A 19,397-nucleotide genomic window follows, 5' to 3' on the forward strand; every position below is an offset into this window, starting at 1 on the left:
GCCAGCCGCTGGGTCTACCTGGAGGTGCGACGGGCCAAGAGCGCCGAAGCCGCGCGCGGCTTTCTGAAGAAGCTTCTCGAGAAAGCGCCATTCCATATCACCCACCTTGTCACCGACAACGGCAAGGAGTTCACGGATCGATTGGCCGCGACCGGGGAGCGTGAGCCGACCGGGCGTCACCCGTTCGACCGGCTGTGCGCCGAGCACGGGATCGAGCATCGCCTGATCCGGCCCAAGCGGCCCCAGACCAACGGTATGGTCGAGCGCTTCAACGGGCGCATCGCCGACCTGCTGCGGACGCATCACTTCGATTCCGGTCAGCACCTGCACGACGCCCTGCGACACTACCAGCGGCTGTACAACCATCACATCGGGCAGAAGGCGCTTGGGCACCGGACACCGGTGGAAACCCTCAAGGCCTGGCACCATGAACGCCCCGATTTATTTCGAAAACGTGTATATGACCAGGCGATACCTGACATATATTTCACAGCGTATTAGACGGCGCGCACGGATATTTGTTGAACGTGCGCGCGATATATCCCGGATGAGGCGGCGGCCAGAACGGGCGTGTATTCAGCGGGGTATGGTGCATGCGCGACGATGGATCCTGGATATGTTGCGGTGTAGACAGGTTTCGTGAGTCGGTAGGTTGGGTGGTCGCCAGCTTGCATGGCAGTTAGCTGGATTCTGGCATGGACGTTGTGGGTTTGCGAGCCGGTCGGTGGTTGCTCCGATTCGCGGTGTACGCGAGCGCCGTTCAGTCGAGAAAGGCAACGGATTTGACGAGCGCATGGGCACGAGCGCCGGGCTGGAGACCAAGCCGTTCGGTAGATAACTTCGTCAGTTCCGCCATCAACGTCTGCCCATCGTCCTGCCGGCACACGGCAAGCACGCGTGCGGGGCCGTGGTGCCCGGGCGCCTCATCCAGCGACTCGATGGTGACGGGGATGATATTGAGGATGGAGACGTCCTGGGGCGGAGTCAGGGCGATGGCGACGTCGCGGGCGTCGATGCGCAGGCGGGCCGGGCGGCCGGCATCGTTGGTGGCGCCGGGGGTGGACGGTACGCGATAGCGGGCCTCGGGCGGGCCGAAGGGGTGCAGGCCGTGGGCATCGGCTGGGCCCAGTTCGCCTTGCAGGACGGAGACGGCGCCTTCTTCGCGGAACAGGGGGGAGTCGGCGCGGGCGAGCGCTTCGCGCAGGGGTTCCAGGCGTTCGAGTTGGCCGTCGTGCATGAAGGCGACGCGGGTGGCGAGGCGTTCGACCTCGTCGGGGGCGTGGGTGACGAGCAGGCTGGGGATGCCGGTCTCGTCGGACAGGCGGGCTAGGAAGGGCATGATCTCGCGCTTGGTCTGGGTGTCCAGGGCGTTTAGCGGTTCGTCGAGCAGCAGCAGGTCGGGGCTGGTGAGCAGGGCGCGGCCGAGGGCGACGCGCTGGCGCTGGCCGCCGGAGAGCTGATCGGCGCGGCGCTCCAGCAGGTCGTCGATGCCGAGCAGGCGGGCGACCTCGTCCAGGTGCAGGCGGCGCAGGGGCTCCGGCGTGCGCTTGTAGCCGTAGAGCAGGTTGCCGCGTACCGACAGGTGCGGCAGCAGGGTGGACTCCTGGAACACGAGGCCGACGCGGCGGCGGTGCAGCGGGACGAAGGTCTTGCCGGACTGCCAGGCGGTATCGCGAAAGTGCACCTCGCCGCCGGGCGGCTGCTCCAGCCCGGCGATGATGCGGAGCAGTGTGGTCTTGCCGCAGCCGGAGCGGCCGAACAGGGCGGTCACGCCTTCCAGCGGGAAGGCGGTGTCCACGTCCAGCACGAAGCCGGGGCGTTCCAGCCGGGCCTGGATGCGCAGCGTGTCGGGCTGGGGCCGGGTCACAGGCGCACCGTGTCGAAGCGGCGGTTGATCGCGTAGACGATGAACAGCACGGCGAAGGCGAACACCAGCAGCCCGAAGGACAGGCGGTGGGCGGAGTCGAAGTCCATCGCCTCGGCGTGGTCGTAGATCAGGATGGACAGCACCTGGGTCTCGCCGGGGATCGCGCCGCCCAGCATCAGGATCACGCCGAACTCGCCGAGGGTGTGGGCGAACGCGAGCGTGGCGGCGACGATGAAGCCGCCGCGGGTCATCGGCAGGATCACGGTCAAGAAGCGGTCGATGCGCCCGGCGCCCAGCGAGCCGGCGATCTCCACCGGGCGTCGGCCGAGGTTGGCGAAGGCCTGTTGCAACGGCTGCACCGCGAACGGCAGGGAGTAGATCACCGAGCCGATCAGGATGCCCTGAAAGGTAAAGGCCAGGTGGTTCAGGCCCCAGCTCTCCAGCGTGCTGCCGACCGGCCCGGCCGGGCCGAGCAGGACCAATAGATAGAAGCCGAGCACGGTGGGCGGCAGCACCAGCGGCAGGGCGACGAGGGCCTGCACCGCGGTGCGCACGCCGGGGGAGCCGCGCCCGTTGGCCAGCCACCAGGCGATCGGCGTGGCGATGACCAGCAGGATCAGCGTGGTGTAGAGCGCGAGCTTGAGGGTGACCTCGATCGCCATCCAGTCCGTGGGGCTCAGGTCCAGCATTGCGTTATTCGCTCCCGGGCATCTCGAAGCCGTAGCGGCGCATGATCTCGCGCGCGTTGTCGCCATTCATGTACTCGGCGAAGCGGTGCGCGGTGTCGTTGTCCGCGCCGCGGCGGGTGATCACGAAGCCCTGGGTCAGCGGTTCGTGCAGCGCGTCGTCGATCAGGTAGTGCGGGTGCTCGGCCAGATCGGGAAACTCGGCCAGCGACAGGGCGATGATGCCGATGTCCGCGCCGCCGGCCTGCACCATGCGCGCGGTCTGGGCGATGTTGTCGCCGTTGACGATCTTGGGCTGCAGTTCGTCCCAGACGCCGGCGGCCTTCAGCGCCTCCATCGCGCGCACGCCGTAGGGGGCGTGCGTGGGCGAGGCGATGGCCACGCGGCGGATGTCGTCGCGCGTCAGGTCTTCCAGCGTCCGCTCGGAGGCATCCATGCGGTTGCTCCACAGCACGATCCGGCCGATGGCGTAGACCTCCGGCTCGGTGACCGCGTGCCCCTCGGCGTGCAGTGTCTGCGGGTAGGCGATGTCGGCGGAGAAGAAGAGGTCGTAGGGCGCGCCGTTCAGGATCTGCGTGGTCATGCGCCCGGAGGAGCCGTAGGTCACGCGCACGCGGTCATCCGGATAGGCCTCGCGGTAGGCGTCCAGGATCTCGTCCAGGGCAAAGCGCAGGTCGGAGGCGGCGGCGATGGTCAGCGGGCCATTGGCGGCGGCCGGGCCGGGCAGCAGGAGGAGCAGGGTCAGGAGGAGGGCGCGCAGGTGCATGTTGTGGGGGCTTACCGGTGGTTGGGTCCAGGTGGGTTCGGGTGGTTCTATTTGCGATTACTCGCTGCGCTCGCCCTTCGGGCCGGCCTGCGGCCGTTCAACGCAGCTTCGCTGCTTTCGTGCTGCGTCGCGCGGTTCCTCGCAGTGACGGTGAGGTTGGGGATATGCGGTTCGTTATATTTCAGTTTGCATATCGGCTGGCGCAATGATGCGGGGCCGGGGGAGGGCCGTCAAGGTTCGGGCGCTGGTTACGGCTTGTGGTCGTCGGCGAGGAAGTCGGCGAAGGCGTGCAGTTCGTCGCGCAGGGCCTCGCAGGCCTTGCGTTCCATGTCGCGGTATCGCGTCAGCACGGTCTCGCCGAAGTCGGTGATCTGCGCGCCGCCCCCGCCGGAGCCGCCCTTGGCGGTGGCGATCACGGGTTCGCGGAAGCTCTGGTTCATGGTCTCGACCAGGTCCCAGGCGCGGCGATAGGACATGCCGACATGGCGGGCCGCCGCGGAGATCGAGCCCTGGTCACGGATGGCCTCCATCAACATGGCCTTGCCCGGGCCCATCGCGGTGACCTCGCCCAGCAGGACGCGCAGACGCGGGGCCTGTGTTGGGTCCTTGTGGTCGTCGGAATGGTGGGTGCTCATGGGCAGGGCGGCTTGGGGTGTGTTGATACGGGTAAGGGCGTGTGATGACGAATGATACCCCTGAACTGTAGGAGGCCAGCCCTCTGGCCGATGGGGTGCTGGATCGGCCCTATCGGCCAGGGGGCTGGCCTCCTACGGGAACAACAGGGCCGGGGTGCGATACCCCGGCCTCCGGTTCAGGCCTTACCCTGGAGCTGCGGGATCACGGCCTCGTTCTCGAGTGTGGAGGTGTCGGAGGTGATCTCCTCGCCCTTGGCGATGGAGCGCAGCAGGCGGCGCATGATCTTGCCGGAGCGGGTCTTCGGCAGGCCGTCGGCAAAGCGGATGTCGTCCGGCTTGGCGATCGGGCCGATCTGGTCGGCGACCCAGTTGCGCAGTTCCTTGACCATCGCCTCGGCGTCGTCGCCAGTCAGACGATCGCCCTGCAGGATCACGAAGGCGACGATGGCCTCGCCCTTCACGTCGTGCGGGCGGCCGACCACGGCGGCCTCGGCCACGGCCTTGTGCGCGACCAGCGCGGATTCAACCTCCATGGTGCCCATGCGGTGGCCGGAGACGTTCAGCACATCGTCGATGCGGCCCATGATCCAGAAGTTGCCCTCGGCGTCGCGCCGGGCGGAGTCGCCCGCCAGGTAGAACTTGCCGCCGAACCTGGGCCAGTAGGTGTCCTTGTAGCGCTGGTCGTCGCCCCAGACGGTGCGCAGCATGTGCGGCCACGGTTTCTTGATGACCAGGTAGCCGCCCTGGTCGGCGCCCAGACTGTTGCCGTCCTCGTCTACCACGTCGGCGGCGACGCCGGGCAGGGCCTTCGTGCAGGAGCCGGGAACCAGCGTGGTCGCGCCCGGGATGGGGGCGATCATGTTGGCGCCGGTCTCGGTCTGCCACCAGGTGTCGACGATGGGGCAGCGCTCCTGGCCGACGGTGGTGTAGTACCACATCCAGGCCTCGGGGTTGATCGGTTCGCCGACCGTGCCCAGCAGGCGCAGCCGCGACAGGTCGTACTGCTGCGGCAGGTCCGGGCCGGCCTTCATCAGCGCGCGGATCGCGGTGGGGGCGGTGTAGAACACGGTCACGCCGTGGTCCTGGCACATCTTCCACCAGCGCCCCGCGTCGGGGACGGTCGGCGTGCCTTCGTAGACAACCTGGGTGGCGCCCACGGCCAGCGGGCCGTAGGCGACATAGGTGTGGCCGGTGATCCAGCCGACATCCGCGGTGCACCAGTAGACATCGTCGCCCTGCAGGTCGAACACCCACTGGTTGGTGACGATCGCGCCCAGCAGGTAGCCGGCGCTGGAGTGCTGGATGCCCTTGGGCTTGCCGGTGGAGCCGGAGGTGTAGAGCAGGAACAGCGGATGCTCGGATTCCACCCACTCGGGCTCGCAGTCGACGGATTCGCCGTCCACCGCGTCATCCCACCAGACATCGCGGCCTTCGTGCATGGTCACGTCGTTGCCGGCGCGCTTGCACACCACCACCTTCTCGACGTCGCCGGCATTGGCGTCCAGCGCCTTGTCGACGTTGGCCTTGAGCCCGACGACCTTGCCGCCGCGCTCGCCGCCATCGGCGGTGATGACCACCCTGGCGCCGGAATCCACCACGCGGTCACGCAGGGCGTCGGCGGAGAACCCGCCGAACACCACCGAGTGGATCGCGCCGATGCGGGCGCAGGCCTGCATGGCGATCACGGCCTCGGCGTTCATCGGCATGTAGATGATGACGCGGTCGCCCTTCTCCACGCCCATGGTCTTGAGCGCGTTGGCCAGCTTGCCGACCTCGTTGTAGAGGTCGCGGTAGGTCAGGTGGCGGGTGTCGCCGTTCTCGGCCTCGAAGATGATGGCGGTCTTGTCGCCGCGGACTTCCAGGTGGCGGTCGATGCAGTTGTAGGAGACGTTCATGCGCCCGTCGGCGAACCACTGGTAATGCGGCGCGCGGGAGTCGTCCAGACCCTGGGTGAATTCGGTCTGCCAGTCGATCTTTTCGCGCGCGAGATCGCACCAGAAGCCTTCATAGTCGGCCTCTGCCTTCTGGTGCAGGGCCTCGAGATCCTCCGGTTTCAGGCGCGCGTTTTCGGTAAACGCCGCCGGGGGCGCGAAGTGGCGCGTCTCGGTAAGGGTGGACTCGATGTTGTCGCTCATCAGGGCCTCCGGAAAGGTTTTGCGGATGCGGTTGAAAGGGGGCGGTACGGCCCCCGTTGGTGGGTGCGAGGATAGCACGCGAATGGCTGGCTGGCGGCGCTCACCAAAGCCACGCGGGACGGAACAGCACACGCCCGAGCGGCAGCTTGCCGTCCGGCGATTGCCGGCTGAGCAGGGCGGCGAACAGCTCGCCCGCGGCGATGGCGTCGAACAGCGCGTCGTGCGCGCGGTAGGCCGGCAGGTTGTAGCGCGCGCGCAGGGTGTGCAGGCGTAGCCCGTGGGCGGGGATCGGCTGGCCGGCGCGGCGCAGGGCCGTCTCCGCCAGGCGCAGGGTGTCCACGATGGGCAGCGGCGGGCGCACGCCGTACAGCCGCTGGCAGGCCTGTTCCAGGAAGCCTATCTCCAGCGCCGCGTGGTGCGCCACCATGACGCGTCCGGCGAGTGCGCGGAACAGGGCCTCCAGCGCGGCATCCAGGGCCATGCCGCTGGCGGCGCGCTGGTCGGTAATGCGGTGAATGACTGCGCTGGCCTCCGGCACCGGTCCCTCGGCGCGCACCAGGCGCTGATCGGCGGTGGCCAGGTCGATGCAGGCGCCGTCCATGGCCACCCAGCCGATGCTGAGGATGCGGTCGTGCTCCGGGTCCAGCCCGGTGGTCTCCAGGTCCACGGCCAGGAAGCGGCTGTGGGCGATGGCCTGCCCGGCGGCGGGCAGCGGGGCTGCCAGGGCCTCGCGCAGCGAGCCGGGGGGGCAATGCCGTGCGGCATGGCGGCGGCGCCGACAGAAGCGCCAGTGACCCGGGGGGCGTCGCCAGTCGGCGTGAACCAGCGAGCAGACCATCAGCGCGCTGCTACCATCATCCGTGCACCCGTTCGGCGTTGGCCAGGGCGGACTTGCGCGTATCGCTGACCAGGCGGAACGCGGTCTTCAGGTGGTTGCGTTCCAGGGTAGACAGCTCGGCCGGGTCGAGGGCGTTGTCCGGTGCCTGGCCGTTGCGGATCTGCGCGGCCTGGTGGCGGGCGCGCAGGCCGGCGATGTACAGCCAGGCATCGACCAGGTTGGCGGCCGTGGTGTCGTGGATCACGCCGGCCCGGGCGGCGGCGTGCAGGCGCTCCACGGTACCGCGGGCCTCGCTGCCTGCGTTCAGGGCGAACACGCGGGCCATGGCGACCAGCGGCAGCAGGCCGCGCATCTTCAGGTCCAGGGTGTCGGCGTGTTCGCCGCTGGCTTCCAGTACGAACTGGCGGAAGAAGCCCAGCGGGGCGGGCAGGTCGCGGGCCTGATCGGCGAGGGCGGACAGCAGGGCCTCGTGGCGCTGGCCGGTGGCCAGGGCCTGCTGGCGCAGGGGTTCAAACAGCTCGGCATCGCCGTGGATCACGCGCAGGTCGAGGTAGTGGCTGGCCAGCATCGCGTCGCGCGGGGCCGGGTGGTGCAGCACGCGCTCGAACTCCTGTGCCCAGTCCGCTGCGCAACGGCGCCAGTCGCGGTGGCTGGGATCGACCGCGCCCGGGCAGGCGCGGATGCCGCAGGCGTCCAGCCCGTTACGCACCTGCTGCGCGAGCGGTTCGAACCAGGCGTCGGCTGCGGGCGGCGCGTCATCGGCGATGATCAGAGCGGTGTCCTGGTCGGTGAATACCGTTTGCTCGTGGCGGCCCTGGCTGCCGCTGGCCAGCCAGGCAAATGCGCAGGGGGCATTGCCGTGGTCGCGCTGGTACAGCTCGATCAGACGCTGAGTCAGGGTGTCGATCACGGTGGTGAGCGTCTGCGCGATCTGCACGGCATCGGCGCCGGTGTCCACCAGCTGGACCTGCAGTCGGGGCAGGGCCTGCATGATCCCCTGCAGGGCGGGCAGGTCGTCGGCCCGGCGCAGGTCGCGCACCAGGTACACGGCGCTGGTGCCCTGGTGACGGATCAGGTCGGTGCTGGAGAGGATGCCGGTCAGGCCCCCGTCGTGCTCCTGCACCACCGGCAGGTGGTGGATGTCGTGCCGCGCCATCCGCAGCAGGGCCTCGAATGCGGGCGTCTGGCCGGTCACGGTGGTCAGCGGCGTGGCCATGTACTCGGCCACTGGCCGTTGCGGGTCCTGATCGCGGGCCAGGGCGCGGCGCAGGTCGGTATCGGTGAGGATGCCGGCCGGTTCCAGTGGCCGTTCCGGGGGGTGCAGCAGCAGGGCCGCGATGTCGGCCCGGTCCATCAGCTGTGCCGCCTCGCGCAGGCTCAGGGTTGTCAGACCGCATACCGGGTCGGGTGTCATCAGCGCGCGGACCGGGGTGGTCAGCAGGCCCCGGGTGTTGTCACCGGCCGCGCCATGGAGAAGTGCCAGGGGGCGCGGGGCGTCGTCGGCCAGGAATGTGGCAATGGCACCATCCTGAGCCGACAGTGCTTCGGCGCGCTCCAGCGGCAGGTGGTAGACCAGGCTGTCCTCGGTGACCGGGCCGAGCCGGTGCTTCGGCGCTGCGGGTACATGGAACGTATCGCCTTCGCCGAGGCGGTCCTGCAGGGTGTCGCTGGCGTCGCGGATCTCGATGCTGCCGGTGCGCAGGATCCACAGCCCGGCCTCGGCCGCGGGCGGGAAGTCGCTGCCGGCACGCAGGTAGCGCAGGGTCAGCCGGCGCACGAGGGCACCGCGGCTTGCGGCCGGAAGGGTCGCCAGATCGGGGCACTGGTCGAGGAATTCGCGGATCTCTTCGAGTTCGCCGTTCATCTGCGAGTCCGTGCGGGGCGGGTTGGCCGGGGCAACCGGCAATCGACCCGGGGCAGGTCGATTGCCGCTTGGCCCGTGATGATGGGGCCGATATCAGGGAAACGGCCCGGGAAACCCGGGCCGATCCTTTCGTTTGTCGTGTGAACGGACCATCCAGTCATGACAGGGGTGACCCCGTCATGCCGGTCATACCGGGCATGACGGGGCCCTCCATCAGGCTTCCGAGCGCGGTACGCGCACGCTCTCCACCAGGTCCTGGATGTCCTTCGGCGGCTCGGCGGTGAACTTCATCACGATGTAGGCGGTGATGAAGTTGAAGACCGCGCCGATCGCGCCGAAGCCGGTCGGGTTCACGCCCAGCAGCCAGCCGTCCGGGTTGTCCGGGAGCATGGCGGTGCCGGAGAAGAAGAACCAGCCCTTGTACGTGAAAATGTACAGCAGGGTGGTCAACAGACCGACCAGCATGCCGGCGATCGCGCCTTCCTTGTTCATCTTCTTCATGAAGATGCCCATCATCAGGGTCGGGAACAGCGAGGCCGCGGCCAGACCGAAGGCCAGTGCCACCACCTCGGCCGCGAAGCCGGGTGGATTAAGCCCCAGATACCCCGCGAACAGGATGGCGACCGCCATGGCGATACGTCCTGCCATCAGCTCGTTCTTCTCGCTGATCCTGGGCATGAATACGCCCTTCAGCAAGTCGTGCGAGATGGCCGACGATATGGCGAGAAGGAGTCCCGCCGCGGTCGACAGTGCGGCGGCGATACCGCCCGCTGCCACCAGTGCGATCACCCAGCTTGGCAGACCGGCGATCTCGGGGTTGGCCAGCACCATGATGTCGCGGTCGAGGGTCACGATCTCGGAGCCTTCCCAGCCGTATTCCTCTTCCGCCATCGCGGCGAACTCTTCGTTGGCGTCGTTGTAGTACTGGATCACGCCGTCTTCGTTCTTGTCCTCGAACGCCAGCAGACCGGTCTGTTCCCAGCGCTCCATCCAGGCTGGCTTGTCCGCGTGGGCCAGGTGGCCTTCCTCGGTACCGATTTCGCCCGGATGCACGGTGTTGACCAGGTTCCAGATGGCCATCGCACCCACCGCCGGGGCGGTGGTGTAGAGCAGGCCGATGAAGACCAGCGCCCAGCCGGCGGACTTGCGGGCATCCCGCACGCGCGGAACGGTGAAGAAGCGGATGATGACGTGCGGCAGGCCCGCGGTACCGATCATCAGCGCCAGGGTCAGCAGGAACATGTTGAGCATGCTCATGCCGCCCACTGCGGTGTAGGCATGGAAGCCCAGTTCGACCATGGTCTTGTCCAGCGCCTCCAGCAGGTAGGTGTCTTCGCCCTGCAGGGTGGAACCCAGGCCCAGCTGCGGGATCGGGTTGCCGGTAAGGGTGATGGCAATGAAGATCGCCGGCACTGTGTAGGCGAAGATCATGATCACGTACTGCGCGATCTGGGTGTAGGTAATGCCCTTCATCCCGCCGAGCACGGCGTAGATGAACACCACCGCCATCCCGGCGATCAGGCCGGTGGCCAGCGGCACTTCCAGGATGTTGGAGAAGGCGATCCCGACCCCGCGCATCTGCCCGATCACGTAGGTGACGGACATCACGATCAGGGAGATCACCGCGATGATGCGCGCGGCCTTCGAGTAGAAGCGGTCCCCGATGAATTCCGGCACCGTGAACTTGCCGAACTTGCGCAGGTACGGGGCCAGCAGCAGCGCCATCAGCACGTAGCCGCCGGTCCAGCCCATCAGGTAGGCGCCCCCGGTGAAGCCGAGGAAGGCGATCAGGCCGGCCATGGAGATGAACGACGCAGCGGACATCCAGTCGGCGGCGGTGGCCATGCCGTTGGCGATCGGGTTGATGCCGCGCCCGGCGACGTAGAACTCGCTGGTGGAACCGGCGCGCGCCCAGATGGCGATGCCGATGTACAGGGCGAAGGTCGCCCCGACCACGAGCAGGCTTAGAGTCTGTTGATCCATGACAGGCTTACTCCTCGTGGACGTTGAACTTGCGATCCAGCACGTTCATGCGCCAGGCATAAACGAAGATCAGGATGATGAAGGTGTAGATCGACCCCTGCTGCGCGAACCAGAAGCCCAGCGGGTAGCCCCCCAGCTGGATCGCGTTCAGGGGCTGGGCGACCAGGATGCCCAGCACGAACGACACCAGGAACCAGATGGCCAGACAGATGCCCAGCAGACGCAGGTGCGCCCGCCAGTACGCCTGCCGGCTCAGGTCTTCTTGTGACATGGTGATGCTCCTCTCGTAAGGTTTTGTTGTTGCCGTGACTCGTCGGTGCGATTGGTCACAGCTGGTACTGCACCGCGAGCTGCCCCTGCAGCTTGCGGGCCTGCCGGAAGGACTCCTTGAGTACCCGGGCCTCCAGGGCACCCAGCGCTTCCGGCCGGATTCGGTTGTCGTCGTCGCGCCCCTCGCGCAGGGCCTTCTGCTGGGCACGCAGGCGCAGCATCTGCAGGTAACGCAGGGCGGCGTGGTAGTCCTGGGCGTCGCCGGGGCGCATGACCTCGGCCGCGACGGCCTGTTCCAGGCGCTCGTGGCTGCGCGTGGCCGGCAGTTCGGCGGCCAGTGCGATCACCCGGGCGCCGTCCACGAACGGGGTCAGTCCCTGCTTCTTGATGTCGATGCCATTGGCGCCGCTCTTGATCTCGCCGAACAGCCCCAGCGGCGGCCGGAACTGCTGCTGGTTGGCGGCCATCTGGCGCCGGAAGCGGCTGTTGAAGGCGGTCTGCTGCAGCAGGCGGGTGCGCAGCGCCTCCACCGGGCCGGCATCACCATGCAGCGCACGCAGATCAAAGAAGATGGTGCTTTTGAGCAGGTGCTCCGGGGTGCCCTGTTCGACCCAGCGGGTGAAGCGCCGGTCCCACTCCGGGCCGCTCAGGCAGCACTCCGGGTTGCCCGCCATGATGTTGCCGGGGCACAGCGTGAAGCCGCACTCGGCCAGGGCCTCGTTCACGGCGCGGGCATAGGGCAGCAGGCGCTCGCGGATGGCATCGGCATCGCTCGCCGCGGCGTCGAACAGGATGCCGTTGTCCTGGTCGGTGATCAGGGCCTGTTCCTCGCGCGCCTGGGAGCCGAAGGCCAGCCAGGTGAATGTGATGCCGTCGATGGCGTGTTGCGGGCGCAGCAGGGCCAGTACGCGACGGGTCGCGTGTTCGTTCAGTCGGGTGATCAGCCGCAGTACCTGATCGGCCTCCGCGCCCTGGCTGACCACCGCTTCGATCAGGCGCGGCACCTGGCGCAGGTGTTCGGCGATCGCGGTGACCGAGTCGGCACGCTGGATTTCGCGTACCAGGCCGTCCAGAGTCAGCGGCTGGCTGGTCAGCAGGTCGCGTTCACCGAGCACGCCGACCAGGCGGCCGGCGCGAACCACGCACAGGTGGGTCATGCCGTGTTCGGTCATCGCCTCGATGCCCTCGAAGCCGGGGGCGCTTTCCTCCAGCGCGACCGGGTCGGGCGTCATGACCGCGTGCAGCGGGGTATCCAGGTCGACGTCGGCCAGGGCAACGCGCGCGAGCAGATCGTGGAGGGTGAAGATGCCGACCGGGTGTTGTTCGGCGTCCGTGGCCACGATGGAGCCCACGCGTTCGTCGCGCATGGTGGTCAGGACCGCCCGCAGCGGGGTGTCCGGGCGGCAGGTGATCGGGTCGCGTGTGATGCGCAGGGCCAGCGGGGTGTTCAGCTGGCCGGCGCCGGAGTCGCGGGCGGCCAGCGTGTCCATGCCCTGTTGCAGGCGGTCCAGCAGGTTGGCGAGGCGACGGGTGCAGAAGTCGTTGAAGACGCGCGAGCGGCCGCGCAGACGGTCGAAGTCCTCGAGGCTGAGTTCCAGACAGACGGTGTCTTCGGCGGCGCGATGGACGGTGTGGACCGCGCGCCGCCCGAGCAGGGCGCCGATCGGGAAGCATTCTCCGGGGATCAGCTCCCAGGCCTTGCCGGAGAGCTGTTCGTCCTCGCTCGGGGTCTCACCGCGGATGCGGCCCTGGCGGATGATGTGAAAGCGCTGCGCCGGGCCGGCCTCGGGGTCGGTGATGCGGGCCCCGCGGGGGTAGAAGCGGCTCTCCAGACGCGGGATCAGGAAGTCCAGCGCATCCGCCTCGATCTGGTCGAACGGCGCATGGGTGGCCAGGAACTCGCGGGTGCTGTCGAGCGCATCGGACATGGCTTGGGTGGTATCCCCTGGGTGATGGAGGTCACGATTCGGGGTGCGTTTGCAAGCGGTGTGCCAATCTTTAAGGTGCCTGGAATCAGGCACTTGTGGGGATGTCGGGGAGTGCGGTGTTACGTTGCGTAACGGGGTGTTACGCAAAGAAACGGCCCCCGGCGGGGCGCCGGGGGCCGGGGTGGGACGTCAGGTCGGGTTCAGGCGGCCCGGGCCAGGCCTTCCTGGCGACCCGGCCGCGATTGCTTCAGGGTGACCAGCTCCTCGGCGCTGGTCGGGTGCAGCGGGATGGTCAGGTCGAAGTCGCGCTTGGTCGCGCCCATGCGCACCGCGACCGCAAAGCCCTGCAGCATCTCGTCTACGTTCGGTCCGATCATGTGGATGCCGACGATCTTTTCGTCGTCCCCGGCGCAGACCAGCTTCATTGCCACGGGCGGCAGCTCGCCCTCGGCGAAGGCACGATCCAGGCCACCGAACTCGGTCTCGTAGATGCGCACCGAGTCGCCGTGCTTCTCCACTGCCTGCGGTTCGGTCAGCCCGACCATGCCGGCGGTGGGATGGGTGAAGGACACGGTCGGGATCTGGTCGTAGTCCACCGGCACCGGGTTCGTCTCCGGTGCGTACCAGTGATCGGCCAGGCGGCGGCCGGCTGCGATCGCCACCGGGGTCAGCGGGCCCTTGCCGATGATGTCGCCCAGTGCATAGAGGCCCTCGACATTGGTGGTCTGCCACTCGTCGACCGGGATGATGCCGCCCCGGGCGATCTCCACGCCGGCCTCTTCCAGGCCCATGTCGGCCGTGGCGGGCTTGCGGCCCACCGCCCACAGCACCTTCTGATAGGGGCCCAGTTCCTGTCCGCCTTCCAGCTTCACGGTTACGGCCCCCGGTTTGCCACTCAGGCCGGCCACCTTCACGCCCAGGTGGCGGTCGATGCCCTGGTGTTCCATGTGGCGCTCCAGGGTGTGGGAGATCAACGGGTCGAACATCTCCAGCACACGCTCTTCCATCGCGACGACGTCGGTTTCTACGCCCATGGAGCGGAGCATCCCGGCCATCTCCAGGCCGATGTAGCCGGCCCCGATCACGGCAATGGATTCCGGCAGGTCGGTCCATTCGAAGAAGTCATCGGAGGTGGCGCCCAGCTCGGCCCCTTCCAGCGGCGGCACGATCGGGGCGCCGCCCATCGCCAGCACAATGCGGTCGGCGCTGTATTCGGTGCCGCTGTCGCTGACTACCCGGCCCTTGCCGGCGAGGCGGGCGCGTTCCGGGATGTGGGTCACGCCCAGCTTGTCCAGGTACCCGGCCCAGAATTCGTTCAGGCTGCTCAGCATCGCCTGGCGGCGCTCGGCCAGATCGCCGTAGCGGATGCCGCGGACCTCGATATCCACGGCAAACTCGCCGGCCAGGCGGGCGTGGCTCAGATGCTCGGCCGCGTACCAGGTGAGCTTCTTGGGCACGCAGCCTTCATTGACGCAGGTCCCGCCCAGCGGCTTGGCATCGAACACGGCGACGCGCGCGCCGTGCGGGGCGGCACGTTCGGCCACGGCCAGGCCGCCGCTGCCGCCGCCAATCACGATGATGTCGTAGTGTTCCATGTCGGTTCCTCGAAGGGTTCAGTGAAAGTGTTACATGATGACCGCATTGCGCGCGGTCAACAGGCGTCTGCCATTCGTGTCCGGACGTCCGGTTGTGCCGGCATCCGGACACGAATGGCCACCCGGGTCTCGGGTGACCACCGGGGGCGGGTCACAAGGACCCGCCCCGGCGGGCGACGCGGTTACGCCGCCTTCTGCTCGCGGGAGATCCACTCCTGCAGATCTTCCGAGCCGCCGATGCGGTGGCCGCCCACGAACACCTGCGGGACGGTCATCGCGCCGGTGGCGGCGCGCAGGCTGCGCAGGCTGGCGTCGCGGCCCAGGATGATCTCTTCGTAATCCAGACCGGCGTTCGCCAGCATCTCCTTGGCGCTGGCGCAGTACGGGCAGCCCGGCTTGGTGAAGACGACCACGTCTTCGGGGCAGGCCGCATCCGGCGCGACGTGGGCGAGCATGGTGTCGGCGTCGGAGACCACGAAGGGGTCGCCCGGCTCGTCCGGCTCGATGAACTGTTTCTCGATCACGCCGTCGCGTACCAGCATGGAGTAGCGCCAGGAGCGGTGGCCGAAGCCGAGGTCGCTCTTGTCGACCAGCATGCCCATCTGCTCGGTGAACTCGCCGTTGCCGTCCGCGATGAAGGTCACGCGGTCGGCCTGCTGGTCGGCCTGCCAGGCCTCCATGACGAAGCCGTCATTGACCGAGATGCAGACGACCTCGTCGATACCGTGCTCCTTGAGCACCGGCGCCAGTTCGTTGTAGCGCGGCACGTGGGCGGACGAGCAGGTCGGGGTGAAGGCCCCCGGCAGGGCGAACACGACCACGTTGCGGCCGTTGAACAGATCGGCCGAGCGCACGTCGTGCCAGTCGTTGTCCTTGCGGCAGCGGAAGGTGACTTCCGGGACGCGCTGGCCTTCGCGATTTTCCAGTTCCATTCGATGTTCTCCTTAAGAAGTTGTGATCAAGCAGTGTATTTACGAGAGAGAAGTCTTGTTCGGGCGGGGGTGATTCCCGACCACGAGACTCAAGATAAAGGCCTTCCCTTGATTGATCCAGTTTTTGTTTTCTATTTGGTCGTTAGCTTCTGCCTATGACCGGCCACTGTCCCGCACGCGCAGAAGATTCTGTCCCGAATCCGGCAGGCTCGCGGGCGCCCGGGAGCCATTTTTTCGTCCGGCGCCGCGTAACACGGGTCGCCCCGTACACGAATCGGTGTGTCCCTCGGGTTGACGCGTTCGCCGGAAATGCGGAAGCTTGCGGCCCGGATTCGGCAACAGCCCGAATCGCGGACCGCGTTATGGTGGTCCGTATCAGTCCCCTCGCGACGACAGGTTGTGAACCCCGCCAGGCCCGGAAGGGAGCAACGGTAGCAGCTGCGTCGGGCGCCGGGGTGTGGCGGGTGCGGGCCACCACCCTATATCCCTGCGACCCAGTTTCTGCGGTGACCTCCGCGTCCGGGGTCGCGGCAGACTCGATCGACGGGGGATGCATGAGTCACCAGGTTCTGGCCCGCAAGTGGCGTCCCGCGCGCTTTGAGGACCTGGTCGGGCAGCCGCATGTGGTGCGCGCGCTGTCGAATGCCCTGAGCGGCGATCGTCTGCATCACGCCTATCTGTTTTCCGGCACGCGCGGGGTCGGCAAGACCACGCTGGCGCGCATCCTCGCCCGCTGTCTGAACTGCGAGACCGGGGTGACTCCCACGCCCTGCGGTGAATGTCGTTCCTGTGTCGAGATTGCCGAAGGCCGGCATCTGGACCTGATCGAGGTGGATGCCGCCTCGCGCACCCGGGTGGACGACACCCGCGAGCTGCTGGACAACGTGTCCTACGCGCCCACCACTGGCCGCTTCAAGGTGTACCTGATCGACGAGGTACACATGCTCTCCGAGAAGAGCTTCAACGCCCTGTTGAAGACGCTGGAAGAGCCGCCGGAGCATGTGAAGTTCCTGCTTGCGACCACGGATCCGCAGAAGCTGCCGGTCACCGTCCTGTCGCGCTGTCTGCAGTTCAACCTGAAGCCAATGCCGCCGGCCATGATTGCCGAGCACCTGACGCGGGTGCTCGCGGCCGAAGGGGTGGAGGCGGAGCCGGGCGCCCTGCTGCGTCTGGGCGAGGCAGCGGAGGGCTCCATGCGTGACGCACTGAGCCTGACCGACCAGGCCATTGCCTACGGTGGCACGCATCTGAGCGAGGCTGACGCCTGTGACATGCTCGGGTTGCTGCCGCGTACCCGCCTGGCCGGTTTGCTGGATGCGGTGTTCGCCGGCGATGGACGCGGCCTGTTGCAGGGCTTGTCGGAACTGGACACGCTGGGACCGGACTGGTCGCGGCTGTTGGACGAGCTGGCCGCGCTGGTGCATCAGGTCGCGGTGCGGCAGGTGGCAGGTGGTGCCCCGGAGACCGGCGAGGAGGCCGCGGCCTGGGCGCATGCGGTGGCCGATCGGGTTGACCCGGAGACGGTCCAGCTGGCCTACCAGATCCTGGTTCACGGGGTCCGCGATCTGCCGTATGCACCGGATGCGCGCATGGGGGTGGAGATGACCCTGTTGCGCCTGCTGGCGTTTCGTCCGGAGCCGGCACCGGCGGCAGGCGCGGACGGCCGGTCGCCGCGCGCGGACACGCGTGCGACGCATGACTCTGCGCCTGCGCCTGCCCCGGCGGCGTCGCGGCCCCTGGCGACCGCGGCGCCGCCTTCGGCACCCGTTGCCGCCGACCCCGTGCCGGACCCGGGTCTCGATGCCGGCGCGTCCCCGGATTCGACCCCTGCCGCGGACCCGGCCCCTGTTGCCGCTCCGCCCCGGGAGTCGGGTGCGGTGCGGGAGCCCGGCATGGCAGCGGATACGGCAGCGGGGCGCACACCGGATGACGCCGCGGCTGCGCCGGAGGCAGGCGAGGCCTTTGACTGGAACCGTTTTGCCCTCGGCCTGCCCGCGGGCACGGTGCGCGAACTCGCCAAGCACGCGGAACTGCGCCAGCATGACGCCGAGCGCGTGGTCCTGGCGCTGGCGCCGGGTACGCCCTGTACCGATCGCGCCAGGACGCGCCTGAAGGAGGCACTGGAGCAGGCTCTGGGGCACCCGTTGCGTCTGGAGATTGTCGACCGGTCCGGGTTGTCTGACACGACGCCGGCGGCCCGGCTCGCAGCAGCCTCGGCCCGGCGTCAGGCGGGTGCCGAGGCGAGCATGCGCGAGGATCCGGTCGTACAGGCCCTGGGGCAGGAATTCGGGGCCGAGCTGGGCGCGGTCCGTATTCGAGAGGGCCGGGCGGGTGCTACGGCGGACGGCGATGTGCCCCCAGCGGCGCTTCAGGGAAACGCCGATTGATGTACGGGTTCGGGTTGCGCGTGCTGCAGCAGCATGCGGCAGGGCGTTTCCCCGGGAACTGAATCACAACCCCTGCGCGCAGGTGCAGGACAGGAGAGCGAAATCATGATGAAAGGTGGTATGGGTGGCCTGATGAAACAGGCCCAGAAGATGCAGGAAGACATGCAGAAGGTGCAGTCGGAACTGGCCGAGATGGAGATCGAGGGTCAGTCCGGTGGCGGCCTGGTCAGCGTGGTGATGACCGGCAAGTATGCGGTGCGCCGGGTCAAGATTGACCCCAGCCTGTTCGAAGACGATCGCGACATGATCGAGGATTTGGTCGCGGCCGCGATCAACGATGCGGTGCAGAAGGTGGAATCCACCACCCAGGAACGCATGGGGAGCCTGACCGAAGGGCTGGGTCTGCCGGCCGGCATGAAGCTGCCGTTCTGACCCGAACGGCAGGGTTGCCCTGATGGATGCGGAACTGGACGAGCTGGTCCAGGCATTGCGCTGCCTGCCTGGTGTAGGCGCGAAATCTGCGCGGCGCATGGCGTTGCATCTGCTGGAGCGTGATCGCGAGGGCGCCCGGCGGCTGGCGCGGGCCATGGACGAGGCGGTGGCCCGTATCGGTCACTGCTCGGTGTGCCGCACCCTGACCTCGGCGGAGATTTGCAGCCGCTGTGCCGATCCCGAGCGCGATCCGCGTGTGATCTGCGTGGTGGAAAGCCCGGGGGATGTCCTCGCCATCGAGGCCGCCACGGACTTCGGAGGGCGCTTCCATGTGTTGCTTGGGCGGCTCTCGCCCCTGGACGGCATCGGGCCGGAAGCGCTCGGGCTGGATCGGCTCGAGGCGCGTCTCCGGTCGGAGGGGGTGGAGGAGCTGATCCTGGCCACCAACACCTCGGTCGAGGGTGAGGTCACGGCCCATTACCTGGCGGAGATGGCGGCACGTCACGGGGTGCGCACCACGCGCATTGCTCAGGGTATCCCCAGCGGGGGCGAGCTGGAATACATTGATGCGGGTACGTTGGCGCACGCCCTGTCGGGGCGGCGCGAGTATTGATACCGGGTAATCGCAAGCGGCGAGGATGACGGCATGACCGACTGTATATTCTGCAAGATCGTGGCGGGAGAGATCCCGGCCCGGATTGTGTTCGAGGACGATGCTGTACTGGCGTTCGAGGATCTTAACCCGCAGGCGCCCACGCACGTGCTGGTGATCCCGAAAAAGCACATCGCAACGTTGAACGACCTGAGCCCGGAAGATGCGCCGGTCATCGGGGCCATGACCCGCGCTGCAGCTGCGATTGCGCGCGAGCGTGGATTTGCGGAAGACGGTTATCGCACGGTGATGAACTGTAATCAGGGCGGCGGCCAGACGGTTTATCACATCCATATGCATGTGCTGGCGGGGCGCGCGTTGAGCTGGCCGCCGGGTTAGGAGGCTGTCGGGTTGAGGACGGATCTGCTGCGCGTGGGCAGGAGAGCGGGCCCTTTTCCTGCCCTGTCTCGTTACATAGCCCTGCTAT

The 19,397-nt window shown here is 67.9% G+C and carries 17 protein-coding genes and 1 other RNA gene; 6 read left to right on the forward strand and 12 right to left on the reverse strand.

Annotated features, from left to right (window positions below):
- Positions 1-501 (forward strand): integrase core domain-containing protein (locus tag G332_RS12925; protein ID WP_019627065.1); only part of this gene is annotated, 501 nt, incomplete at its 5' end.
- Between the two features lie 259 nt (positions 502-760).
- On the opposite strand, the gene modC is transcribed toward G332_RS12925, so the two are convergent.
- The 12 genes from modC to G332_RS0111150 form a co-directional block, all read right to left on the reverse strand.
- Positions 761-1,867 (reverse strand): molybdenum ABC transporter ATP-binding protein, encoded by a 1,107-nt coding sequence (gene modC, locus G332_RS0111095; RefSeq protein WP_019627066.1) that lies wholly within the window; start codon positions 1,865-1,867, stop codon positions 761-763.
- Positions 1,864-2,556, reverse strand: a complete 693-nt coding sequence (gene modB, locus G332_RS0111100) for a molybdate ABC transporter permease subunit (RefSeq protein ID WP_019627067.1) — start codon at positions 2,554-2,556, stop codon at positions 1,864-1,866. The genes modC and modB overlap by 4 nt, the downstream gene beginning before the upstream one ends.
- 4 nt (positions 2,557-2,560) lie before the next feature.
- Complete coding sequence (gene modA, locus G332_RS0111105) at positions 2,561-3,319, reverse strand: molybdate ABC transporter substrate-binding protein (RefSeq protein ID WP_019627068.1); 759 nt, start codon at positions 3,317-3,319, stop codon at positions 2,561-2,563.
- 248 nt (positions 3,320-3,567) lie between these two features.
- Positions 3,568-3,954: a winged helix-turn-helix domain-containing protein gene (locus G332_RS0111110; protein WP_019627069.1), complete on the reverse strand. Its 387-nt coding sequence runs from the start codon at positions 3,952-3,954 to the stop codon at positions 3,568-3,570.
- 176 nt (positions 3,955-4,130) lie between these two features.
- Positions 4,131-6,089 (reverse strand): acetate--CoA ligase, encoded by a 1,959-nt coding sequence (acs, locus tag G332_RS0111115; RefSeq protein WP_019627070.1) that lies wholly within the window; start codon positions 6,087-6,089, stop codon positions 4,131-4,133.
- A 100-nt stretch (positions 6,090-6,189) separates the two neighbouring features.
- On the reverse strand, positions 6,190-6,801 hold the full coding sequence (locus G332_RS0111120; protein ID WP_026340812.1) for a 3'-5' exonuclease: 612 nt from the start codon (positions 6,799-6,801) through the stop codon (positions 6,190-6,192).
- Positions 6,802-6,943: 142 nt separating this feature from the next.
- Positions 6,944-8,791, reverse strand: coding sequence for a putative nucleotidyltransferase substrate binding domain-containing protein (locus G332_RS0111125; protein WP_019627072.1), 1,848 nt, complete (start codon positions 8,789-8,791; stop codon positions 6,944-6,946).
- A gap of 213 nt (positions 8,792-9,004) precedes the next feature.
- Positions 9,005-10,774, reverse strand: a complete 1,770-nt coding sequence (locus G332_RS0111130) for a sodium:solute symporter family protein (protein ID WP_019627073.1) — start codon at positions 10,772-10,774, stop codon at positions 9,005-9,007.
- A 7-nt stretch (positions 10,775-10,781) separates the two neighbouring features.
- Positions 10,782-11,045: a DUF4212 domain-containing protein gene (locus tag G332_RS0111135; RefSeq protein ID WP_017940517.1), complete on the reverse strand. Its 264-nt coding sequence runs from the start codon at positions 11,043-11,045 to the stop codon at positions 10,782-10,784.
- Positions 11,046-11,100: 55 nt separating this feature from the next.
- Entirely contained in the window at positions 11,101-12,972 is a 1,872-nt protein-coding gene (locus G332_RS0111140) for a DUF294 nucleotidyltransferase-like domain-containing protein (protein ID WP_019627074.1), read from the reverse strand.
- Positions 12,973-13,172: 200 nt separating this feature from the next.
- Entirely contained in the window at positions 13,173-14,567 is a 1,395-nt protein-coding gene (gene gorA / locus G332_RS0111145; RefSeq protein WP_019627075.1) for a glutathione-disulfide reductase, read from the reverse strand.
- A 182-nt stretch (positions 14,568-14,749) separates the two neighbouring features.
- Positions 14,750-15,499, reverse strand: a complete 750-nt coding sequence (locus G332_RS0111150) for a glutathione peroxidase (RefSeq protein WP_019627076.1) — start codon at positions 15,497-15,499, stop codon at positions 14,750-14,752.
- Positions 15,500-15,872: 373 nt separating this feature from the next.
- On the opposite strand from G332_RS0111150, the gene ffs reads away from it, so the two are divergent.
- The 5 genes from ffs (at position 15,873) to G332_RS0111170 (ending at position 19,309) form a co-directional block, all read left to right on the forward strand.
- An RNA gene (gene ffs / locus G332_RS13395) (signal recognition particle sRNA small type) lies at positions 15,873-15,969 on the forward strand.
- 84 nt (positions 15,970-16,053) lie between these two features.
- Positions 16,054-17,886, forward strand: a complete 1,833-nt coding sequence (dnaX, locus tag G332_RS0111155) for a DNA polymerase III subunit gamma/tau (RefSeq protein WP_019627077.1) — start codon at positions 16,054-16,056, stop codon at positions 17,884-17,886.
- Positions 17,887-17,991: 105 nt separating this feature from the next.
- Positions 17,992-18,318 (forward strand): YbaB/EbfC family nucleoid-associated protein, encoded by a 327-nt coding sequence (locus G332_RS0111160; protein WP_026340813.1) that lies wholly within the window; start codon positions 17,992-17,994, stop codon positions 18,316-18,318.
- Between the two features lie 22 nt (positions 18,319-18,340).
- The gene (gene recR / locus G332_RS0111165) at positions 18,341-18,931 is read left to right on the forward strand and encodes a recombination mediator RecR (RefSeq protein ID WP_019627079.1); all 591 of its coding nucleotides are present in this window, start codon (positions 18,341-18,343) and stop codon (positions 18,929-18,931) included.
- Between the two features lie 33 nt (positions 18,932-18,964).
- A complete protein-coding gene (locus G332_RS0111170; RefSeq protein WP_019627080.1) occupies positions 18,965-19,309 on the forward strand; it encodes a histidine triad nucleotide-binding protein in 345 nt (114 codons plus the stop codon).
- Positions 19,310-19,397 lie beyond the last annotated feature (88 nt).

Origin of the sequence: Thioalkalivibrio sp. ALJT (genome assembly GCF_000381825.1) — a bacterium.
In the GTDB taxonomy this organism is placed as follows: Bacteria; Pseudomonadota; Gammaproteobacteria; order Ectothiorhodospirales; family Ectothiorhodospiraceae; genus Thioalkalivibrio.

What these genes read in the sequence shown, in the direction of transcription:
- recR (WP_019627079.1), top strand. Translation starts at nt 18,341, where the DNA reads ATGGATGCGGAACTGGACGAGCTGGTCCAGGCATTGCGCTGCCTGCCT.
- G332_RS0111130 (WP_019627073.1), bottom strand. Translation starts at nt 10,774, where the DNA reads ATGGATCAACAGACTCTAAGCCTGCTCGTGGTCGGGGCGACCTTCGCC.
- G332_RS0111140 (WP_019627074.1), bottom strand. Translation starts at nt 12,972, where the DNA reads ATGTCCGATGCGCTCGACAGCACCCGCGAGTTCCTGGCCACCCATGCG.
- modB (WP_019627067.1), bottom strand. Translation starts at nt 2,556, where the DNA reads ATGCTGGACCTGAGCCCCACGGACTGGATGGCGATCGAGGTCACCCTC.
- G332_RS0111135 (WP_017940517.1), bottom strand. Translation starts at nt 11,045, where the DNA reads ATGTCACAAGAAGACCTGAGCCGGCAGGCGTACTGGCGGGCGCACCTG.
- G332_RS0111150 (WP_019627076.1), bottom strand. Translation starts at nt 15,499, where the DNA reads ATGGAACTGGAAAATCGCGAAGGCCAGCGCGTCCCGGAAGTCACCTTC.
- dnaX (WP_019627077.1), top strand. Translation starts at nt 16,054, where the DNA reads ATGAGTCACCAGGTTCTGGCCCGCAAGTGGCGTCCCGCGCGCTTTGAG.
- modA (WP_019627068.1), bottom strand. Translation starts at nt 3,319, where the DNA reads ATGCACCTGCGCGCCCTCCTCCTGACCCTGCTCCTCCTGCTGCCCGGC.
- G332_RS0111160 (WP_026340813.1), top strand. Translation starts at nt 17,992, where the DNA reads ATGATGAAAGGTGGTATGGGTGGCCTGATGAAACAGGCCCAGAAGATG.
- G332_RS0111110 (WP_019627069.1), bottom strand. Translation starts at nt 3,954, where the DNA reads ATGAGCACCCACCATTCCGACGACCACAAGGACCCAACACAGGCCCCG.
- G332_RS0111125 (WP_019627072.1), bottom strand. Translation starts at nt 8,791, where the DNA reads ATGAACGGCGAACTCGAAGAGATCCGCGAATTCCTCGACCAGTGCCCC.
- acs (WP_019627070.1), bottom strand. Translation starts at nt 6,089, where the DNA reads ATGAGCGACAACATCGAGTCCACCCTTACCGAGACGCGCCACTTCGCG.
- G332_RS0111170 (WP_019627080.1), top strand. Translation starts at nt 18,965, where the DNA reads ATGACCGACTGTATATTCTGCAAGATCGTGGCGGGAGAGATCCCGGCC.
- gorA (WP_019627075.1), bottom strand. Translation starts at nt 14,567, where the DNA reads ATGGAACACTACGACATCATCGTGATTGGCGGCGGCAGCGGCGGCCTG.